Origin of the sequence: Pontibacter actiniarum (assembly GCF_003585765.1) — a bacterium.
GTDB lineage: Bacteria > Bacteroidota > Bacteroidia > Cytophagales > Hymenobacteraceae > Pontibacter > Pontibacter actiniarum.
Window position 1 is genome coordinate 4,595,751 of sequence record NZ_CP021235.1, and the last position, 19,741, is coordinate 4,615,491.

The window sequence follows — 19,741 nt, forward strand, 5'->3', positions numbered from 1 at the left end:
GATGAAAAGAATACTGATTACGGGCTCTAACGGGCTACTGGGCCAAAAGCTGGCCGAGCTGCTGCTGCCGAGGCAGGAGGTGGAAGTGCTGGCGACCAGCCGGGGCGACAACAAACTGGCCGAGATCTTCCCGACACTGCCGTTCAGAAGTATGGACGTGACCAAACCGGAGCAGGTAGAGCAGGTGGTGAGCGAGTTTCGCCCGACACACATTATCCATACCGCCGCCATGACCAATGTGGACCAGTGCGAGAGCGACCGCGACGGAGCGCTGTTGCTGAACCGCGATGCCGTGCAGTACCTGGTAAACGCCTGTGAGAAGTATAACGCCCACCTGATCCATGTCAGCACAGACTTTATCTTCGACGGGGAAAATGGGCCTTACGATGAGGAAGCCGCGGCGAACCCGGTTAACTTCTACGGCGAAACAAAACTGATGGCAGAGGAGGTCGTGAAGCAGGCAAAGTGCAAGTGGGCCATCCTGCGCACGGTGCTGGTGTACGGCGTGGTGAACGACCAGGGCCGCTCCAACATTGTGCTGTGGGTGCGCGATAGCCTGCAGGCCGGCAAAGTGATCCGGGTGGTGACGGACCAGTTTCGCACGCCCACGCTGGCCGAGGACCTGGCCATGGGCTGCTGGCTGGCCGCAGCGCACGACGCAGAAGGCGTTTACAATATCTCGGGCAGCGAAATGCTGACCCCTTACGACATGGCCATGCAGGTAGCCGACTTTTTTGCGCTGGATAAATCCCTGGTGGACAAAGCAGACGGCAGCACCTTTACGCAGCCGGCCAAACGACCGGCGCGCACCGGTTTTATCATCCGCAAGGCGGAAACCGAGCTGGGGTACCGCCCGCATACCTTCGCGGAGGGCATCCGGGTGGTGGCGGAGCAAGCCCCTGTGTCACGGTAGCTGTACCGAAGCGCCTGCTATGCAGGTTAAACATTAAAAATATCTGATTTTTAATGGTGCTGTCCTAAGCATTACCTATATTGTGTGCCTAAATTTCAGTGAATTACGACCTTAATACCTTAATCTAACTAAACTAAACACTTCTACCCTTTTTTATGAGTGCTAACAAAGAATCCTGGGGCTCGCGCGTCGGTCTGATTTTGGCGATGGCCGGTAATGCCGTAGGTCTCGGAAACTTCCTGCGCTTTCCGGTGCAGGCAGTACAAAATGGCGGCGGCGCCTTCATCATCCCTTACCTTGTCTGTTTTTTGGTCATGGGTATTCCCCTCCTCTGGATAGAGTGGTCTATGGGCCGCTTCGGAGGAAAGTTCGGGCACCACTCCACACCCTTCATCGTGGACACCATGCACAAGAACCGCCTCTGGAAATACATTGGCGTGTTCGGTATCTGGACAAACATTGCCGTTGCCTCCTACTATTGCTACCTGGAGTCCTGGACGCTTTCTTATGTGATGCACTCGCTGGCCGGCACTTTCGCTGACCTGGATCAGGATGGCGTGGCCGCTTTCTTTAACGAGTACGTGTCCATTGGCAAGTCTACGCTGGGCATACCGTTCGAGCCGGTTGTGTTCTTCGTGCTGTGCCTGCTGCTGAACACCTGGATTCTGTCGCAGGGGCTGGCAAAAGGCGTGGAGCGTGTGGCAAAAGTGGGGATGCCAATGCTGATCGTGTTCGGCGCGTTTCTGGCCTACAAAGGCTTTACGGTGTCAGCCGGTGAGAACGGTGCCATTAACGACAGCGCCGTAGGCCTCAACTTCCTCTGGACTCCGAACTATGAGCAGCTGTGGTCGCCAACCGTGTGGCTTGCCGCTGCCGGTCAGATTTTCTTCACCCTGTCAGTGGGTATGGGTACGGTGCACTGCTATGCTTCCTACGTACGCTCTAAAGACGATATCGCCCTGAACGCCATGTCAGCGGGCTGGATGAACGAGTTTGTGGAAGTTGTGCTGGGCAGCTCCATCCTGATCCCGATCTCTATCGGTTACCTGGGCATTGACCGCGTAACAGAACTTGTACAGCTGGGTGGCCTGGGCCTTGGCTTTAAAACGCTGCCGTACCTGTTCTTCCAGTGGGGCGATGTGATCGGTGCCGTGGCTGGCTTTATGTGGTTCGGTTTGCTGTTTTTCGCCGGCATTACCTCCTCCCTGGCCATGGGTACGCCTTGGATCGGCTTCCTGCAGGACGAGTTTAACTGGAAGCGTAAGTCTGCGGCCTGGTCTTTCGGCCTGATCGTGCTCATCCTGGGCATGCCTACGGTGCTGTTCTTCAAGTATGGCGTTTTTGATGAGTATGACTACTGGGCAGGTACCGTGTCGCTGGTGGTGTTTGCCCTCTTCGAGACAATTCTGTTTGCGTGGGTGTTTGGCATGAACAAAGGCTGGCGCGAAATTACCTCTGGCGCCGATATCAAGGTGCCGGGTATCTACCGCTTCATCATCAAGTTCATCACGCCGCTGTTGCTGCTGTGGGTGTTTGTTGGCTCGCTGGTTACGCCGAAGGGCGGCGACTGGGGCAAAGCCTTTGCCGGAGAGTGGGTGCTGGACGATGGCTCCATCATCAACAAGCTTAAGAACGTAAGCCTGAAGCGCCAGCTGGCTGAGGCCACAGACCCGGCCGTAATTCAGCAGCTGCAGGACACGCTGTTCTTCGTGAACGCTTCGCGTATACTATTGGTAACCGTATTCCTGAGCATCGCGCTGCTGGTGTACATTGCCTACAAAAAAAGAGTTAGAGAAGGAAGAATTTAATCACCATGAATACATCTGCACTAGTTGTCATGCTTACCACCATGCTGTTGGTAACGGGCTTAATGATCTACTTTTTCTTTCGCGTGGTGAACACACCGCCGAAACCGGAGCCGGATTCGTACATCGATAACGACGATGAACCGGAGCGGCAGGTAAGACCGTAGAACGATACATGAAAAAATTAAGGCACTGGATACGCAGGAACTTTGGCTTTTCGCAGCGCGAGGTAAACGCGTTTCTGGTGCTTCTCACCTTACTGGTGCTGCTTACGGCAGCACCTTTTCTTTTTAGCTGGGTTTATACTTCGGAGAGCGGCGGCTTTACCTCCGCGCAGGACCGCCAGCTGCTCGATAGCCTGGTGGCGCAGCTGGAGGCAAAGCAACCTGAGCCGAAAGCGAAGTACGGCGTGGCAACTGTGGCGCTTCGCCCCTTTAACCCCAACCAGCTGACGGTGGAGGAGTGGCAGGCCTTCGGGTTGCCCAGGTACCTGGCGCAGCGCATCCTCAACTACCGCAGCAAAGTAGGCGACCTGACCTACAAAGCCGAGCTAGGCAAAATCTACGGCCTTCCGGATTCTGTTTTCCAGCGGCTGTACCCGTACATACAGTTGCCCGAGGAGCGGCCGAACAAGTATAAACCGGGAGCCTACGCCGGGCGCCAGCCCACGGCCAACCCAAACTGGAGCAGCAGTCGCCCTGCGCGCGAGAAGTTCATCCTGGCGCCTTTCAACGTCAATACCGCCGATACTACCCAGCTCAAGCAAATCCGGGGCATCGGCAGCAAGTTATCGTCCCGCATTGTAAAGTACAGGAGTGGCCTGGGTGGCTTTTATAGCATGGCGCAACTGCAGGAGGTGTATGGGCTGCAGCCCGAGGTTGTGGATAGCCTGCAGAAGTATACGTTTGTGGCGAAAGGCTACGCGCCCAATCAGCTACACCTGAACACGGCTACCGCTGATGAGCTAAAGGCGCACCCGTACATTTCCTCCAACGTGGCACGCGCTATTGTGGCCTACCGGGAGCAGCACGGCACGTATGGGCAGGTGGAGGATGTGCGGCAGGTAAAGCTGGTAACGGCGGAACTTTACGAAAAGCTGCAGCCGTACCTGGCGCTGTAGGAAGGATTAGTTTTTCTTTAGCAGCTTTTTGCCTGAATAGAAGGTGCCGCTCAAGCCTACTAGTAAAACAATTACTCTTCCGGTAAGCGCACCTTGGTCAAACGATGACAGCACTTGCTTATCTAAGGTAAGCAAAGAAGTTGCAGAGGCGGCGAATAGGAGAAGAAAGACTCCAAAGACAATGGCTTTCATGTTATACAGTAAAAAAGGGCGGAGAAGTATGCCTCCGCCCTTTTTGATTATTTTGTAACGGTGGTGGTAGTTGGGTTGTAAAGGCCAAAGGTAAGCCCGTTTATCAACCCGTCCACAAATGAGTGCTCCACTTTAACCGTGTAGTCCTGAGCACCACCGGCCATTTCAGCAGGGTTTGATGTGCTGATGGGAGCCAGACCATAAACTACATAATGATTCTTTTTCTTTACCTCTACATTTGACTGAGCACCTTTTCCAACAGAGAAGGTGTAGGTGTAGCAGGATGTCATCATAGTAGACATAAGGAAGGCAGCTCCAAATAGCGTAAGATTTCTTTTCATAACAATGAATTGTGCTAAAAGTACAAAAATTTAATACAGGGCAAATATATATAAATTCTAATACTTAATAGACCATTGGTGAAAAGATAGTGTGTCCTGCGCCAGGCTGTGTGCTACGAGGTAAAGGCCTTTGCCTGTATAAAAGTATAGAAGAACACCGCGTTCGGGCTTTTGGCCACCGCGCGCATTTCCTCTTTCACCTTCTCTGCCAGATCGGCATCCACGTAGCCGGCCTCCAGTAACTGCGGCAGCCCGCTTAAGAGCAGCTCCGTCCAGAAGCCAATCATTTCGGCTCGCTTGGCAGGGTTTCGGTTGTCCAGGTGGTAGGTTTTGGTCTCAGTGGTGATGCGCTGGAAGCCCACTGACTGCAACAGGTTGCCGAGCTTGGCGCCCACAAACAGGTCGCCGCTTAAGTCATACTGCAAATCGTTGAACCGCATCCAGTACTGCAGCACGTTAGGCGAGTAGGGCTCCACAAAGAAGCTGGAGTTAAGCACCTCCGTGATTACGATCGGGCTGCCGGGCTTTAGTACGCGGCGCACCTCCGACAGCACCCGTGCCGGTTCCGGAATGTGCTCCAGCACCCAGCACAGAAAGGCACCGTCAAAATCTGCCTGCGACGTAAAGCTCATGTCCATGGCGTTTTCCTGCAGCAGCTCGTAACGGTCTTTGGCATACAGTACCGTAGAAAGGTACTTTCGTGCCTGGGCAATCTGTTTCTCAGAGTAATCAACGCCCGTCAGGAACAGGTGGGGGAAACGGCGCAGCAAAATCTCAGACTGAGCCCCAACGCCACAGCCTACCTCCAACAGTTTCGTGACAGTGGAAAAGTCGATGTCGGAGTAAATCTTATTCTCCATGAACCTTGCCTGCTTGTACAGGCGGTTCTGCTCTTCCGGAGAGTAGCCGTGCAGGTACTTCTCTTCGGGTTGTTCGTTTGATACTGCTACCATTCTGTTTGCTTGTTGTACTAAGTAAAAATATGTCATCGGCAGAGGGAGGGCCGGCGCGCTACTGCGGCCTTATTGCTCCATCCCGTGTATCAGTTTCTCCGCCTTCTCCAGCACCTGTTTCTCCGTTTTAAAGGCAAGCATCTCCTGGGCCTGCGCCAGTGGTACCCACCGCGCCTCGTTTACCTCATGATCGTGATCCGCAACGCTGCCGGACTCGAAAGCCAGCAGAAAGAAGTGGACAAACTTATGAAAGCGCACGCGCTGCTTGCCGCGGTCGCCCACGTACCAGTAGGTTATCGTCTCGATTTTCTGGAGGAGCCTGGTCTGGATGCCGGCTTCCTCGCGCACCTCGCGCAGGGCTGTTGCCTCGGGTGTTTCACCCGCGTCCACGATGCCCTTTGGCAGTTGCCACCGCACAGGCGTCCCCACCGATATCAGCGCCACTTCTACGCCTGCGTCCGCCATACGGTAAGCCACGCCGCCCGAAGAAACCTGGTCTACTGTTTCCAGTTTGGGTTTACCTGCGTCAGGGGGAGTTTTTGATGTCATCTGCTAACGTGTCAAGTACAAAGCTAGTCATAGATTTATACTTGATATGTGGCGACAAGGATTTATTGCACCTTGGTGGTGTCCTGTGTTAGCTGCTTCCGCTGCTCGTTTAGCCAGAGCAGGGTGGGGTTGTAGGCCATATCGTGCACGCCCACAAACAGAAGCAGCTTTACGTTGCCGGACTCCCGGGTGAACACGACCTCTGGGTCTGCCTCCGAAAAATATTCGTCGCTGTAGTTGCCTTCCAGGCTCTCGGGTAATTTCTGCTCCTTTACGATGTACGCCATCTGCTCCTGCGAAATGGTGTCGGAGGGGTGCGCCAGGGCGTTAAAGGCGCGGATGGAGTGGCTGGGCGGCACGAGCAGGTCGTTTATACCGTGCGCTATCAGGATGGGCACATCCTTCGCCTGTCGGATGTAGGTGCTCGGGCTGCGCTTTTTTCCTTCGGCCTCTGCTGCTGTTCCCGGGAGGGGTTTCCCCCCCAGAGCGGTTTCTATCTGGGCGATATACTTGCGGTGCGGGTAGTAGAGGTTAAAGTCATACCAGTCGGGCACATCAAAAACGGGCACCCAGGCGGCTACACCAGCCCATAGCTCAGGGTGGCGGCCGGCAGAAACCAGGGAGGTCATGGCACCGCCAGAGGCTCCCAGCAGGTAGATGCGCGATGTGTCGATGTTGGCGTGCTGCTTGGCGTACTCTACGGCATCCACCACATCCTGAATGGCCGCATCAGAGGCCATTGCCTCCGGGTTATCGAAAATGCCGCGGAAGTTGGGCTGGATAAAGGCCCAGTCATACTTCTTGGCCCAGAGCGCGAAAGGCAGCGAGGGCACTTGCAGGTAGGTGTTGCTCCAGCTGTGCAGCACCACCAGCAGCGGCTTCTTCCTGCTGGACTCAGAAGTATAAAACAAGGCTGGCTCTACCTGCCCGTCTGCAGTAGACTTAATGCGTACGTCCTGTACTTCGGGCAGGGCCTTTTTCCAGGCAGCCAGGCTCTCGGTGCTCACCTTGCCCGGGTACTTCTTTACGGTAGAGTACTGCTCCATGCGCTCAATCGGCGGGATGGGCTTGTCCTCCTGTTTACAGGAGAAGAGCCCCAGGCACAGTAGCAGCAGGAGTATAAAAGAGTGAAAGCGGGTTTTCATTTATAGTTGTTTTAGCAGGCGCAAAGGTATGCTTTGGTTGTACTTCTACAAGAACTGCATTATGATAAAAATGTTGCACCGCACTTTGGGAGAGAAGGCAGCGCGCACGCCACAGCTCCCGTGGAGCAGAGGCCTGTGCGGGCAGTTACAACAAGCAGCCGGTTCGCTGTAATCGGGCCTTGCCAGCTTTTAAGGCGGGCGCCATGCCCAAGCCTGCAGGTAAAGCCGCTGCGGCAGGCGGCGTAGCTGAACAAGGGGCGCACGCCATTTTTAAAGGCCCTGTGCCTGCAACATACGCTGTTGGTTTGGTTACGCTTGAAGCGGCTTTCACCCGCAAGGCCACGGCAGGAAAGCACAGAAGAACCAGCCCCGCTGTTTTTGGAGCTCACTTCCAACTCTGGCCAAATCCTGCTAACTTGCTTAATTCGCTTAGACTTTCCGCTAACTTCTTTCGTTAACGGGGCAGTACACCATGAAAGATATCCTCAGAAACTACCGGCGCAGGCTACTTAATCTCGGCTCCAGCAACAGAGCCCTGGTATTGCTGCGCCTGTACCGCGAGCTGCACCTGGATGTAGAGGCTGTTGATTTCCTGAACGGTAAACCTGCCTTTAAGGTGCTGGAGCAGCTGCTGAGCGGCAGGAAACGGATCAGCCTGAGCCCTTACGCTGATAGCCGGCACGCGCCGGTGGCCGCCGTGAGCCGCAGGCTGCGCTTTATAAAGCGCAAGGCCGAGATGATTCTGGAGGAGCGCGGGAGTAAGGAGCTGTACCTGGGCTGGCCCTTCGTGCACGGCAGTTTTTCGGACGGCACCGCCGTGCGCTGCCCGCTGCTGTTCTTCCCGGTGCGGCTGCAGGTAAACGCAGCACAGGAGTGGGAGCTGCAGCCGGATGAGGTGCAGCCGCCGCAGTTTAACCAAAGCTTTCTGCTGGCGTACGCGCACTACATGGGCACGCCGCTGGCCGAGGATCTGCTGGAGCTGGACCTGAGTACGCTGCCGCAGCACCCGCTGGAGTTCCGCACCAAAGTATACGAGCTACTCAAGGAGCAGCAGCTAAGTATAAACGCGGGCCGCGAGTTCTTCGCCGAAAAGCTAAAGCCCTTTGCAGACTATAAAAAAGCAGACTACGAGGCAGCGCTGAAGCCGGGGCAGTTGCACCTGGAGCAGGAGGCGGTGCTGGGGATATTTCCGCAGGCGGCTTCTTTTCTACTCTCCGACTACGATGCACTGCTGGAGCAGGACGGGCTGCAGGAAATGGAGCAGCTGTTCGGCACGCCCGAGGAGCATATCAACCTGAATACGCAGGCGCAGCACACCTTTACCGCCTTTGCCATGGATGCCTCGCAGGAGGCGGCGCTGCAGGCGGTAAAGCAGGGGCAGTCGGTGGTGGTGCAGGGGCCGCCGGGCACGGGCAAATCGCAGCTTATCTGCAACCTGGTGTCTGACTTTACCGCACGGGGCAAGAAAGTGCTGGTGGTGAGCCAAAAGCGCGCCGCCCTGGATGTGGTGCACCGGAGGCTGTCGCAACAGGGGTTAGGCCCTTTTGCCGCCCTCCTGCACGACATCAACGCCGACCGCAAAGCCGTTTTCGCACAGCTCCGGGAGCAGGTGGAGCAGCTGGACGCGTACAAAAAGCAGAACCTGGCACTCAACAGCATCTACACAGACCGCACTTTTCTGGAGGTGAGCCGGGGCATTAACAAGAGCCTGGAGAAGCTCGAGAGCTTTAAAGCAGCCCTCTTCGATGCGGGCCGCAGCGGCTGGTCTCCCAAAGAGCTGTACCTGCGCAGCAGCCTGCAGCAGCCGCACATCCCCCTCCACTCATACTTTAAAAACCTGACCGCCGAAACGGTGGCTGAGTTCCTGCCGCGCCTCCGGCAGTACCTGCAGCAGGCCATCCCGTGGCAAAAGGAGGAATTTGTGTGGCAGGAGCGCCGCAACATGAAAGACTACACCTGGCAGGAGCGGCAGGAGCTGGAGAAGGTAATACAGGCGCTGCCCGGGGAGCATGCGGCGCTGAAGCAGCACATCACCGACCTGAGCGGCTATGCCTTTGGGTTGGAGGAGCTGCCAAAGTACAGCCAGTCGCTGGAGCGTATACAGAAGCTGCAGGAGCTGCTGGAGCAGGAGGGCGTGCTGCAGGCGCTTCAGCCGTTGCTGCAGCGGCCCACGGAGCCGAAAGAGCTGCAGACGCAAGTGCTGCGGCTGAAAGCACTCTACCTGGTGTGCCCGGCCCCTGATGCTGCCATTGCCACAGAAGACGTTGCCGCGGTGAAAGCGGCCGTGGCGACCTATGAGCAGCAGCAGGGCCAGTTGTTGCAGCGCCTCAGCTGGTACTTCTCCCCCGAAAAGCTGACGCTGAAGAAAGCGCTGGCAAAGTATAAACTCACCCTGGACGAGGCCGGCGTGGGCGAACTGCAACGCCGCCTGGTGCTGCGCCGGCAGGCCGAAGAGCTTATGCAGGGCATCAACGCAAGTATAAAATCCGGACTAAAGATAACCGAGCACCCTAACGAGGTACTGCAGCGGGTGCAGGTAATGGAGCAGGCGATACAGGTGCACAAGCTGCTCCGGGAGCTGCACCGAGGCAAGGTGCTGCACGAAAAGCTGCTGGGGGTGGTGCAGCTGCCCGAGCACCTGCAAAGCCTGGTGCAAAGTATAACGCAGGCCGAAGAGACGTATAAAAAGTGGCTAAACTGGCTTACCGAGGCACAGGTGCAGCGCCTGACGCAGGATAAGGAGTACCAGGCGGCCTTGCTGCAGGAGTTACCGGAGGTGTTTGAGCACCTGGTGGCTTTTGACGGCCTGCTGGTTTCTTTTACCGCGGCAGAGCGCGAGGTGGCCGGTCTGCTGCTGGAGCAGGGCATAAAAACGGCGAAAGAGGGTGAGGCGCTGTTGCTGAACAGCCTGTACCTGGCCTGGCTGCATGAGCTGGAGGGGCAGCACCCGGAGCTGCGCATGCCGAGCAACGGGGAGCTGGAGCGTGTGGAGGAGGAACTACAGCAGCTGCTGCTGAAAAAACAGGAGCTGAGCCAGGAGATCGTGCTGTCGCGGTTGCGGGAGCAGGCTTACAAAGACATTGAGGTGAACCGCCTGGGCAACCCGGTCACGTATCGCCGCCTGTACGCGCAGGTAAGCAAGAAGCGCAGCCTGTACCCGCTCCGCAAGCTGTTCGAGCTTTTTTCGGAGGAGATGCTGGACCTGGTGCCTTGCTGGCTGGCCTCGCCCGAAACGGTGTCGGCGGTGTTGCCGCTGGAGCGCTGCTTTGACCTGGTAATCTTTGACGAAGCCTCGCAGTGCTACGCCGAAACCGGTATACCGGCTATGCTACGCGGCAAGCAAGTGGTAGTGGCCGGTGATGCACAGCAGCTAAAGCCATCGGATATTTACCGCGCCCGCTGGAGCGGGGCCGAGGGCGAGGAGCAGGTGGAGGAACTGTCGGCTGAGTCTTTGCTGGAGCTGTGCGCGCTGTACCTGCCCCAGACCATGCTGACGCAGCATTACCGTAGCCGCTATCCTGAGCTGATCGAGTTCTCGAACCGCTATTTCTATAAAAACAAGCTGGAGCTGATTCCGGAGCTGCTGGATGCCAACGCCCGCCAGCCTGCCATCACTTTTGTAAAGGTGCACGGGTTGTGGCAGCAGAACCAAAACCTGCCGGAGGCGCAGCGCGTGGTGGAGCTGGTGCTGCAGTACCTGCAGGCAGGGAAGGAGGAGCTGGGCGTCATCACTTTTAACTACGCGCAGCAAATGCTGGTGCAGGACCTGCTGGAGGAGGCCGCGCAGGCGCAGAGCATCACCGTGCCGGCCTCTGTGCTGGTCAAGAACATCGAAAACATTCAGGGCGACGAAAAGGAAGTGATTATACTTTCGGTGGGCTACGCGCCGGATGAGAAGGGCAAGATGGCCATGCACTTTGGTAGCCTGAACCAGTCCGGCGGAGAGAATCGCTTGAACGTGGCCGTTACCCGCGCCAAACAGCAGGTGGTGGTGGTGAGCAGCATCAGGGCGGAGCAACTGCAGGTAGAGCATACGCTGCATGCTGGGCCAAGGCTGCTGAAAGACTACCTGCACTATGCGCAGCAGGTCAGCCGTCGGTATTTTGAGTATCAGCCCAGGAGAGAAAGCATCCCTGCGCATGTGCCGCTGCTCAAAGGCATGCTCGCGCAGCAGTTGCCGCACCTGAAGCAGGAAGTGCCCTTTGCCGACCTGACACTGGTAAAGGAGGCGGCCTACCAGGGTGTCGTGCTCACAGACGATGACCTCTACTACAGCGCCCTCTCCGTGCGCCACTCCCATGCCGACATTCCGCTGCTGCTGCGGCAGCGCCACTGGCCTTACCGCAGCGTGTATAGCCGGCAGTTCTGGGAAAAGCCGGAGAAAACGATCAGCGAGCTGAAAGCCAGAAAAGTGAAAAGCTAAGGCGGCGGCTTTGGGGCGTTGTCCTGGCGCAAGCGTTCGCTTGGGTCTACTATTCAATACAGACCCATACTTGCGAAGGCGAATGTTAGCCGACACGATAGGTACCTTTGAAAGGAGAGGCACCAGGAGCACCTGTGCCAGAGGGGCCTCGCTTGTATACTTTCTGTACCATCCCTCCGTACATACCCTCTAATACTTTCACTTTCTAACGTCAAGCACCCTTGCTCTACAAGATATTTACCGTTTACGTGTATCTGCAAAGCCTTTTCTGCGGATGCGGCCCGGACCGGCGCAACGGCGGTTTCGAGAAGCCGGGCTTTAAGTATAAACTGGAGCGGGTGGCAGAGCTGGACGGCCAGATACAGGAAAGCTCCGGCCTCGCCCATGCCTCCGATAGCTCTACCTTCTGGACCCACGGCGACAGCGGCACACCGGCAGAACTGTATCGGTTTAATTTAGAAGGCGAGCTGCTGCAAACGCTGCCGCTGGCGCTCCAGAACAAGGATTGGGAGGAGCTGGCCGAGAGCGGGGAATACCTGTATGTGGGAGACTTCGGCAACAACCAGAACAGCCGCCGCGACCTGCAGATCCACATCCTGCAGAAACCCGGCTACACCCCGGCTGGCACAATCTATTTCTCTTTTGAGGACCAGGCAGCCTTCCCGCCTGAGGAGGGCAACCAGCACTTCGACCTGGAGGCATTTTTCTACTACCAGGATTCCCTCTACCTCTTTTCCAAAAGCCGGGGGAAGAACAAACAGCTAAAACGCTATACTTTGCCTGCCACACCCGGTACACACGTCGCGAGGCTACAGGAGCAGATGCCGGTCAGAGCCATGACAACAGCAGCCGCGCTGTCGCCCGATGGGAGGCAGTTTGCCATACTTGGCTACGGCAAAGTATACTTGTTTGAGGTGCAGAACGGGCAGGTGAGCCTGGGCGGGAAGCATTATTGCCTGCCAATAGGTAAAACAGGCCAGGCCGAAGCCATTCTCTACACCGGTACCAATCGGCTGCTTATCACCAACGAGAGCGGCAAACTGTTCCGGTTAACGCTCGGAGGTGAATAAGGAGGCCTTTAGATGGCCTACTACGGTATTTTCTGTGCCTATTACGCCTTAATCCGTAATCATCAACCTCCAAACAGCCGTACTAGGGATATACATACCATGAACTAGAATTTATGCATACAACAATATTAGTTACAGGAGCCACAGGTACGGTAGGCAGAGAGGTGGTGAAGCAACTGTCGATGCTGGACGGCGACATACGGGTACGTGCCGGTGTACACTCGGTGATAAAGGGTGAAAACCTGAAGAGGTTGCCCGATGTAGAAATAGTGGAGATGGACTTTGAGGAGCCGGAGTCGCTGCACGCGGCGTTCACGCACGCAGACAAGGTGTTCATGATCACGCCCTTTGCCCACGACCAGGTAGAGATGGCCAAAACACTGGTGGATGAAGCCAAAAAAGCAGGCGTGAAGCACATTGTCAAACTATCGGCGCTTGGCGCAGAGGCAGAGCCGGGCATACAGATGGGGCGCTGGCACCGCGAAATAGAGAAATACGTGGAAAACAGCGGGATTAGCTATACGTTTCTGCGGCCGGCCTCTTTCATGCAGAACTACATTAACTACAATGCGGAGAGCGTGGAGAAGGAGGGGAAATTCTACCAGCCCACCGGCGATGGGAAAGTAAGCTACATAGACGCCCGCGACATTGCCGCTGTGGGGATAGAAGCCCTCACCAGCGACGGGCATGCAGGCAAGGCGTACAATTTAACCGGGCCCGAGGCGCTGTCTAACTATGAGGTGGCGCAGCTGATGAGCGAGGTAACGGGCAAACGGGTGGAGTTTACAGATGTGCCGGAGCCAGCCGCCAAAAAGACCATGGTGGACCAGGGCACCCCCGAATGGATGGCTGATGCCTTGCTGGAGCTTTACAGGGTGCAACGGGCCGGGCACGCCAGCAAAGTAACCGGCACTGTGGAGGAAATAACCGGGCGAAAGCCGCACACCATGCGTCAGTTCCTGGAAGACCACAAAGAGGCCTTTGCATAACAACAGACCCTTACGGTTTATACTTGCTGATAAAGAAAAGCCCCTCCTGAAAACCTTCAGGAGGGGCTTTTTATTGGAGTATGTTAGCTGACGCTGTTACAGATTGCGGTAGCGGTCGCTGCGGCGAGTGTTGTAACGGTCCTGATCGTTATCAGAGTCGTTGTCGCTGTAGCCGCGGTAGTTTTCGCGGGAGCTGGAGCCACGGTTGTCGCTGTAGTAGGACGTGCCGCTGTCCATTGACCCGTAACGGCTCTGGTCGCCGCCGTAGCCGCCCTGGTTGTAGCCACCGGAACCGTAGCCACTCTGGCCGTAGCGGCTGGAGTAGTCGCCCTGGTTAGAGCTGCTGGAGCCGTAGCCTCCCTGGCTGCTGCTGCCTGAGCCATAGCCGTAGCCACCGCTCATGCCGCGGCCGGAGTTACTGTCGCCATAGCCACCGCCTCTGTTAGAGGAGGATCTGCCGGAGTTTCCGTAGCTAGAGCCGGCGCTGTAGTCCTGGCCGTAGTCGCTGCCCTGGGAGCCGTATCTGGCTGAGCGGCCTGAGCTGTACTCATCGTTATAAGAGCCACCTCTGGAGCCGTAGCCTCCCTGGCTGCCGTAGCCACCCTGCATAGAGCTTTGGGAATCCCAGCCTCTTTGCGAGCCGCGGTTGTCTCTGTCGTACTCGCTCATGCCTCTGCTGGAGCCGTAGCCCATGGAGCCGTAGCGGTCTCTGTCGCCGTAGCCACCCTGCCTGTTGCTTCTGCCGGAGCCGGAGCCAGACATGCCGTAGCCTTGGCCTTGCTGGCCGCTGTAGCCGCCCTGGCCATAGTTGCCTTGCTCGTAGCCGCCTTGGTAGCCGCCGCCGCGCTGGCCGTAGTCTCCCTGGCCATAGTTGCCCTGGCTGTAGCTTTGCGAAGCCGAGCCATAGTTGCCGCCTTGTGAGCCGTAGCCACCCTGGCCGCCTTGCTGGCTGTAACGGCCCATGCCGCCCTGGTCATTCATCATGCCATAGTCATTGCCCTGGCCTCGGCCGGAGCCACCGCTCATAGAGCCGGAGCCGCCGTAGCTGGATTGTCGGCCTCCCTGGCTTTGTGTGCCGTAGCTGTTGCCGCCCATGTTTGATGCGCCGTAGCCCTGGTTGCCGCCGCTGTACGAGCCGTAGTTTCCACCACTGCCGTAGCCGCCTCCGATGCTGCGCGAGTTGCCTTCCGAAGAGCCACCCTGCATGCCGAAGCCGCCTTGCGCGCCGCCGTATACCTGGCCGCCCTGCATGTCGCCTTGTCTGTTCTCAGCACCGCCCTGCATGCCGCCGCGGGTCAGGCCATAGTCCTGGTCCTGGTATCTGGTGCGGTTACCTTCCATGCCGCCTTGGTTGCCATAGTTAAAGCCACCTTCTGAGCCTTGGCTGTAGCTGTTCTGTGAGCCGTAGCCACCGCTCATACTTTGGGAGGAGCCATAGCCGCCACCGCTCATGCCCTGGCTGCCGTAACCGCCCTGGTCACCGGAGTTGCTCTGTTGCTGGTTATAGCCGCTTTGCATAGCGTAGCCACTGTTCATGCCGCCGCCTTGCTGCGATGACCCGTAGTCGCTCTGGTACCCATAGCCGCTCTGGCCGCCGTAGTTGCTGTTCTGCGATCCATAGCCGTAGCCTCCCTGGCTGCCGTAGCCGCTCTGGTTACCGCTGTTGCCTCCCTGGTCAGAGCCCTGGAAATTTTGCGAAGAGCCGCTGGTCATGGAGCCATAGTTGCCGTACTCCGAAAGGTTTCTGTTACGGTCTGAGCTCGACGAAGAGTCGGAGCTGCCTGAGGAGGATCTAGAAGAGGAGGAGCCTGATGACTTTCCTTCTTTCTTAGACGAGCCTGCCTTGGCTTTGGTGCTCGACGACTTGGAGGTTGAGCCGGAGGTTTTGCTTCCGCTTGATGTGCTGCTCTTTGGCGAAGAGCTGGATGAGCTGGAGGCTGATCCGCTCATGCTGCTTCCGCTGTCGCTGCTTGATTTATCGGATGTATTACTTGATGTTGATGACGTTGGATTTGAACTGCTGGATGAGCTGCTTGACTGGTTACTGTCCTGGCTCGAGCTCTGGTTTTTCTCGTTGTCTTTCATAGTTCTGATCTCCTTGTTTATAGTTGACGTTTATTAAGTTTGTTTATTCTGCTACCAGTGAGACCGAGCCTGAAGGAGTGAGAAGAACAGGCTCAGAATTTTTGTTGCCGTTATACCTAAAGATTACGTGATTATAGGCCTTTTTACGTGTAGCAGAACGTTTTAGCTATACGAACCCCACGGCACATGGTTATTGCTATATTTATAGTGTCGCGTTCAGAAATTACAATTGGGCGGGGTGCCTCATGGGCCGGCTCAGGAGGGGCGGGAAAGGGCGAAAGGCAGGCAAAACACAGGCAAAAACAAAAATCGGCGCGCCCAGGTTGAGCCGGTAAGTCCCTGACGGTGTTTTTGTTATTAATTTCTTTTGATGATTGCTACTTATTTGCAAGATATACTTACCTTTGCTTCATTATTAATTGTTATCATAATGAAGACAGGTAAAGTAAAATTCTTTAACGTATCTAAAGGTTTCGGTTTCATCGTGGAAGATGATACTAACCAAGACATCTTTGTGCATCAGTCAGGTCTGATCCACGAAATCCGCGAGAACGACCGTGTATCTTTCGAGGTTAAAGATGGTAAAAAAGGTTTGAACGCTATCAACGTAGAGAGAATCTAGGTTAAAGCGCTATCAATAGCCATAAGGCATTGTCAAAAAAGTCTTTTACCCGCTCAGTTTGCTGAGCGGGTTTTTTGTTTACTCGCTTTTCTCCTGCTCGTGGTGCTTCTCCTGGTTGCGCTCTTCGCCTTTCTCCAGGCCTTCCTGTATCAGCTCGTTCGCCTCCTGCTTGTCCTCCTGGTCGGCATGCGGGTGCTCCTGCTCTTTTTCATGCTGTGGCTCGTAGTTGAGCGTAATCACCATCGGGAAGTGGTCTGAGCCGAACTTCTGCAGGCGGCGCAGGCTTACTAACCTGAAAACAGGATCGTAGAACACGTGGTCGAGCGGGTAGCGGAAAATGGGGACGTGGGCGTTGTAGGTGTTGTAGAAGCCACGGCCCACGCGCGGGTCAATCATGCCGCTTGTCTCTTTAAAGAGCTTGGTGGTGTTAGACCAGGCCACATCGTTCAGGTCGCCGGCTACAACAGCAGGGTAGGGGGCCTTCTTCGCCTCTTTCGCCACCAGTAGCAGCTCCGCTTCGCGCGTTTCCGTGTTCAGCATCAGGCGTGGCGGCTGGGGGTGCACCGTAAACAGGCAGAATTTATTGCCGCCCGGCAACTCCACCACGGTGTAAAACGATGGGATGCCCTCCTCCACCAAATACCTGATCTCGCTATCGTGCAGCTTGTGCTTACTCCAGAACAACATGCCATAGGTGTTTTCCAGGGGCTTTTTAATGGCGTAAGGGTAACGCTCGTCCATCACTTGGCACACGTTGTCGTGCCAGCTTTGGTTGGGCTCGTTCATGATCACCATGTCGGGGTCCTCTTGCAGCACCCGCTCCAGAAATTTATCATACTTGTTGTTCACCATACGCACGTTTGAGATCATCAGCGTGAAGGCGTTGGCTGGCTTTGCCTGTTCCGTGCGGAGTGCCTCTACCCGCCTGAGCGGTGTAAAGTGGATGATGTAGCGTAGCTCGTTCAGGATAGCCAGCGCCCAGACGGCGACCATAACATACTCAAGTGGCTCCTGTAGCTCATAGCTTACCACATAGGCGGCCATTACAATGCTCAGTAAAACGGCTACGTGCAGGCGGGGAAAGTCCAGCACTCTGATCCACCAGGCAGGCGAGGAGATGAGTGGCAGGAAAGAGAAAAGGGTGAAAATACAACCTAGCAATATAAGTGTGAACTCCATTTAGTTTGGGTGCTTTAGAATGTTCTGAATACTCTTGCAGGAGAGCATTTGTTGCCTATGCTCCTTTGTACGTTTTTTCGCTTATCCAGATGAACTTATACTTGTGCTAAAAATAATAGCCCCGGCAGAAGCCACTAAGGGCTGCCGGGGCTATTATAAATGCTGGGCTCCTGCTACGCTACTTGGCGGAGGCGCTATCTTTGGCTACACGAATGCCCACCGCCATGATGTGGGGCAGCGGGTCGCGGCGCATGTACTGCGTTAGTTTTAGCTTGTATGTGCCTGGCTTGCTAAACGTTACATTGTCCAGGGCCAGTGCCTGCAGGTCGTAGATGTCACTGGAGCCATCGCCAAGCGGCTTGCCTGTTTTAGAGTCCATGAGCAGCACCTCGTGCAACTTGGCGGATAGCTGTGTGCTGTCCGGGCCTATCAGCTGGTGGCGCAGGTACAGGTTGTAATAGTCGTACTGCAGGTTATAGCGGATGTTGAAGAACACATCGTATGCCTGCGTTGTATCCTGTATCTCAAACTCAAAGACAGGCGCGTTGTCTATCTGCCAGCTTCCTTCCGGCAAGTCTACGTTCTGTTCATATACCCGGGCCGGGTCACAAGAAGCAAGCAGCAGCAAAACTGCTGCTGCCCACATTCCTAAAAGTCTATGCATCGGTGCGTGGTGGTTTGTTGCCTTGGTCAGGTTTCTTGCCTCTAAAAGGTTTGCGTGAGCGCTTCTTCGGGCGCTGTTCTCCATCGGCCTGTGCGGCTCGTTCAGGAGTAGCGGCACCCGCCTGCCCCTCAGCCCTCGGAGGCCTTGGCTCACGCTTCTCCCGGCGCTCCTTTGGCTCGCGCGGTTCCCGGGCTTCGCGTGGCTCTCTGTTTTCGCGTGGTTCCCGTGCTTCACGCGGCTCTCTGTTTTCACGCGGCTCCCGGTCTTCTCTGCCGTCTTTGTTTCTGTTTTTGTTGCGGGGTGGCCGTTGGCGGCGCGGCTTTTGCTCCTGCTCTCCTCCCTCGGTTGCCTGCGCCGGCCTCTCTTGCTTCTCTCTTCTGGCCTGAGGTGCCTCCGCAGCTTTTTCCTGCGGCTGCTGTGCCTCCTGGCCAGTAGCGCCCGCTGGTTTCTTCTTCTTCTTTTTCTTCTTCTTCTTGCTCTTGAACTTATCGTCCAGGCGCTCCAGGTTGCCCTCTACCTGCGCTACAAACTCGTTCTGCTTTGGTTCTTCCTGTGCCTCCGGCAGCAGCATGTCCACCGCCACGCCCTTGGCATTCTGCTCCAGAATCTCCTGCACGCGCTCTACCGGTACCGGGTACCAGTTGTTGTCGCCTTTGTAGCCAAACCACATCATGCGCTTAAAGATGTCTGTTTTCTGAAGTATGGCATCTCCCTGCTGTGTCTGCAGCGGCCGGTTTACGGTCGGGATATCCTTCAGCGCATCCATGTACGTCTCCAGCTCATAGTTAAGGCAGCACTTCAGGCGCCCGCACTGGCCGCTGAGCTTGCTTGGGTTCAGCGAGAGGTTCTGGTAGCGCGCCGCCGTGGTCGAAACGCTCTTAAAGTCGGTGAGCCAGGTAGAGCAGCAAAGCTCCCGCCCGCACGACCCGATGCCGCCCAGGCGGCCGGCCTCGTGGCGCAGGCTTATCTGGCGCATCTCCACGCGTATCTTAAACTCCTCGGCCAGCTTTTTAATCAGGTCACGGAAGTCAACGCGGTCATCGGCCGAGTAGAAGAATGTGGCTTTGCTTTTGTCGGCCTGGTACTCCACATCGGACAGCTTCATCTTCAGCCCGAGCTGGTGAATAATCTCACGGCTGCGGTACATGGTGGTGCCTTCCTGGTCGCGGGCCTCGTTAAACTTCTCCATGTCGCGCTCAGTGGCGATCCGGTAGATGCTGCGAATCTCTTCGTTGTTATCCACCTTCTTCTTGAGCATCTGGAGGCGTACGAGCTCGCCTTTCAGCGACACAAAGCCGATGTGGTGCCCGTTGGGCACGTCTACCACCACGGCATCGCCGGTGGTCAGGTCTAAGCGATTTATATTACGGAAGAAGTCCTTTCGGCCCCCCTTGAATCGTATCTCTACAATGTCGAACTCCTCAAACGATGTGGGTATTTCCATATCGCTGAGCCAGTCGAACACATTTAAACGGTTGCAGCCTCCTGTGCTGCACCCGCCGTTGCTTTTGCAGCCGCTTACGCCGGTGCTGCATCCGCCACTAGAACATGAACTACATCCCACTTTTATATCTCCTTATATAGCTAGGCTATTCTTGTTTTCGAATTTCGTTAATTAACAAATATACTAATTTTTTAGGCTTTTGCTTTTGTGGCCCCTAAAAGTACAAGTAAGGCAACAAGGTAACGTA

Annotated in this window: 17 protein-coding genes; 8 read left to right on the top strand and 9 right to left on the bottom strand. The window is 56.1% G+C overall.

Annotated elements, in window-relative coordinates; translation table 11 throughout:
* The first annotated feature begins 1 nt into the window (after position 1).
* From CA264_RS19980 to CA264_RS19990, 4 genes are all read left to right on the top strand, one after another.
* Positions 2 to 913, top strand: a complete 912-nt coding sequence (locus CA264_RS19980; RefSeq protein ID WP_025609174.1) for an SDR family oxidoreductase — start codon at positions 2 to 4, stop codon at positions 911 to 913.
* Positions 914 to 1,068: 155 nt separating this feature from the next.
* Positions 1,069 to 2,721, top strand: a complete 1,653-nt coding sequence (locus CA264_RS19985) for a sodium-dependent transporter (RefSeq protein WP_025609175.1) — start codon at positions 1,069 to 1,071, stop codon at positions 2,719 to 2,721.
* 5 nt (positions 2,722 to 2,726) lie between these two features.
* Positions 2,727 to 2,885, top strand: a complete 159-nt coding sequence (locus tag CA264_RS21990; RefSeq protein WP_162912100.1) for a hypothetical protein — start codon at positions 2,727 to 2,729, stop codon at positions 2,883 to 2,885.
* 8 nt (positions 2,886 to 2,893) lie between these two features.
* On the top strand, positions 2,894 to 3,838 hold the full coding sequence (locus CA264_RS19990; RefSeq protein WP_025609176.1) for a ComEA family DNA-binding protein: 945 nt from the start codon (positions 2,894 to 2,896) through the stop codon (positions 3,836 to 3,838).
* Positions 3,839 to 3,844: 6 nt separating this feature from the next.
* Here the strand turns inward: CA264_RS19990 and CA264_RS19995 are convergent, their stop codons facing one another.
* From CA264_RS19995 to CA264_RS20015, 5 genes are all read right to left on the bottom strand, one after another.
* Positions 3,845 to 4,030, bottom strand: a complete 186-nt coding sequence (locus tag CA264_RS19995; protein ID WP_025609177.1) for a hypothetical protein — start codon at positions 4,028 to 4,030, stop codon at positions 3,845 to 3,847.
* A 47-nt stretch (positions 4,031 to 4,077) separates the two neighbouring features.
* Positions 4,078 to 4,371 carry a Bor family protein gene (locus CA264_RS20000; protein ID WP_025609178.1) on the bottom strand — a complete coding sequence of 98 codons (294 nt, stop codon included), beginning with the start codon at positions 4,369 to 4,371 and terminating at the stop codon, positions 4,078 to 4,080.
* Between the two features lie 113 nt (positions 4,372 to 4,484).
* A complete protein-coding gene (locus CA264_RS20005; protein ID WP_025609179.1) occupies positions 4,485 to 5,324 on the bottom strand; it encodes a class I SAM-dependent methyltransferase in 840 nt (279 codons plus the stop codon).
* 69 nt (positions 5,325 to 5,393) lie between these two features.
* Entirely contained in the window at positions 5,394 to 5,873 is a 480-nt protein-coding gene (locus tag CA264_RS20010) for an NUDIX hydrolase (protein WP_025609180.1), read from the bottom strand.
* A 62-nt stretch (positions 5,874 to 5,935) separates the two neighbouring features.
* Entirely contained in the window at positions 5,936 to 7,018 is a 1,083-nt protein-coding gene (locus tag CA264_RS20015) for an alpha/beta hydrolase family protein (RefSeq protein ID WP_025609182.1), read from the bottom strand.
* Positions 7,019 to 7,490: 472 nt separating this feature from the next.
* Between CA264_RS20015 and CA264_RS20025 the strand changes: the two genes are divergently transcribed.
* The 3 genes from CA264_RS20025 (at position 7,491) to CA264_RS20035 (ending at position 13,500) form a co-directional block, all read left to right on the top strand.
* On the top strand, positions 7,491 to 11,441 hold the full coding sequence (locus tag CA264_RS20025; RefSeq protein WP_025609184.1) for an AAA domain-containing protein: 3,951 nt from the start codon (positions 7,491 to 7,493) through the stop codon (positions 11,439 to 11,441).
* A gap of 221 nt (positions 11,442 to 11,662) precedes the next feature.
* Positions 11,663 to 12,511, top strand: coding sequence for an SdiA-regulated/phytase-like domain-containing protein (locus tag CA264_RS20030; RefSeq protein ID WP_025609185.1), 849 nt, complete (start codon positions 11,663 to 11,665; stop codon positions 12,509 to 12,511).
* A gap of 113 nt (positions 12,512 to 12,624) precedes the next feature.
* Positions 12,625 to 13,500 carry an SDR family oxidoreductase gene (locus CA264_RS20035; RefSeq protein ID WP_025609186.1) on the top strand — a complete coding sequence of 292 codons (876 nt, stop codon included), beginning with the start codon at positions 12,625 to 12,627 and terminating at the stop codon, positions 13,498 to 13,500.
* Positions 13,501 to 13,596: 96 nt separating this feature from the next.
* Here the strand turns inward: CA264_RS20035 and CA264_RS20040 are convergent, their stop codons facing one another.
* Positions 13,597 to 15,585, bottom strand: a complete 1,989-nt coding sequence (locus CA264_RS20040) for a hypothetical protein (protein ID WP_157593752.1) — start codon at positions 15,583 to 15,585, stop codon at positions 13,597 to 13,599.
* A 430-nt stretch (positions 15,586 to 16,015) separates the two neighbouring features.
* On the opposite strand from CA264_RS20040, the gene CA264_RS20050 reads away from it, so the two are divergent.
* Positions 16,016 to 16,207 (top strand): cold-shock protein, encoded by a 192-nt coding sequence (locus CA264_RS20050; RefSeq protein ID WP_025609190.1) that lies wholly within the window; start codon positions 16,016 to 16,018, stop codon positions 16,205 to 16,207.
* A gap of 78 nt (positions 16,208 to 16,285) precedes the next feature.
* Here the strand turns inward: CA264_RS20050 and CA264_RS20055 are convergent, their stop codons facing one another.
* From CA264_RS20055 to CA264_RS20065, 3 genes are all read right to left on the bottom strand, one after another.
* Positions 16,286 to 17,386 (bottom strand): endonuclease/exonuclease/phosphatase family protein, encoded by a 1,101-nt coding sequence (locus CA264_RS20055; RefSeq protein ID WP_025609191.1) that lies wholly within the window; start codon positions 17,384 to 17,386, stop codon positions 16,286 to 16,288.
* Positions 17,387 to 17,564: 178 nt separating this feature from the next.
* Positions 17,565 to 18,050, bottom strand: a complete 486-nt coding sequence (locus CA264_RS20060) for a gliding motility lipoprotein GldH (RefSeq protein ID WP_025609192.1) — start codon at positions 18,048 to 18,050, stop codon at positions 17,565 to 17,567.
* The gene (locus tag CA264_RS20065) at positions 18,043 to 19,494 is read right to left on the bottom strand and encodes a PSP1 domain-containing protein (RefSeq protein ID WP_036777626.1); all 1,452 of its coding nucleotides are present in this window, start codon (positions 19,492 to 19,494) and stop codon (positions 18,043 to 18,045) included. The genes CA264_RS20060 and CA264_RS20065 overlap by 8 nt, the downstream gene beginning before the upstream one ends.
* Between the last annotated feature and the right edge of the window lie 247 nt (positions 19,495 to 19,741).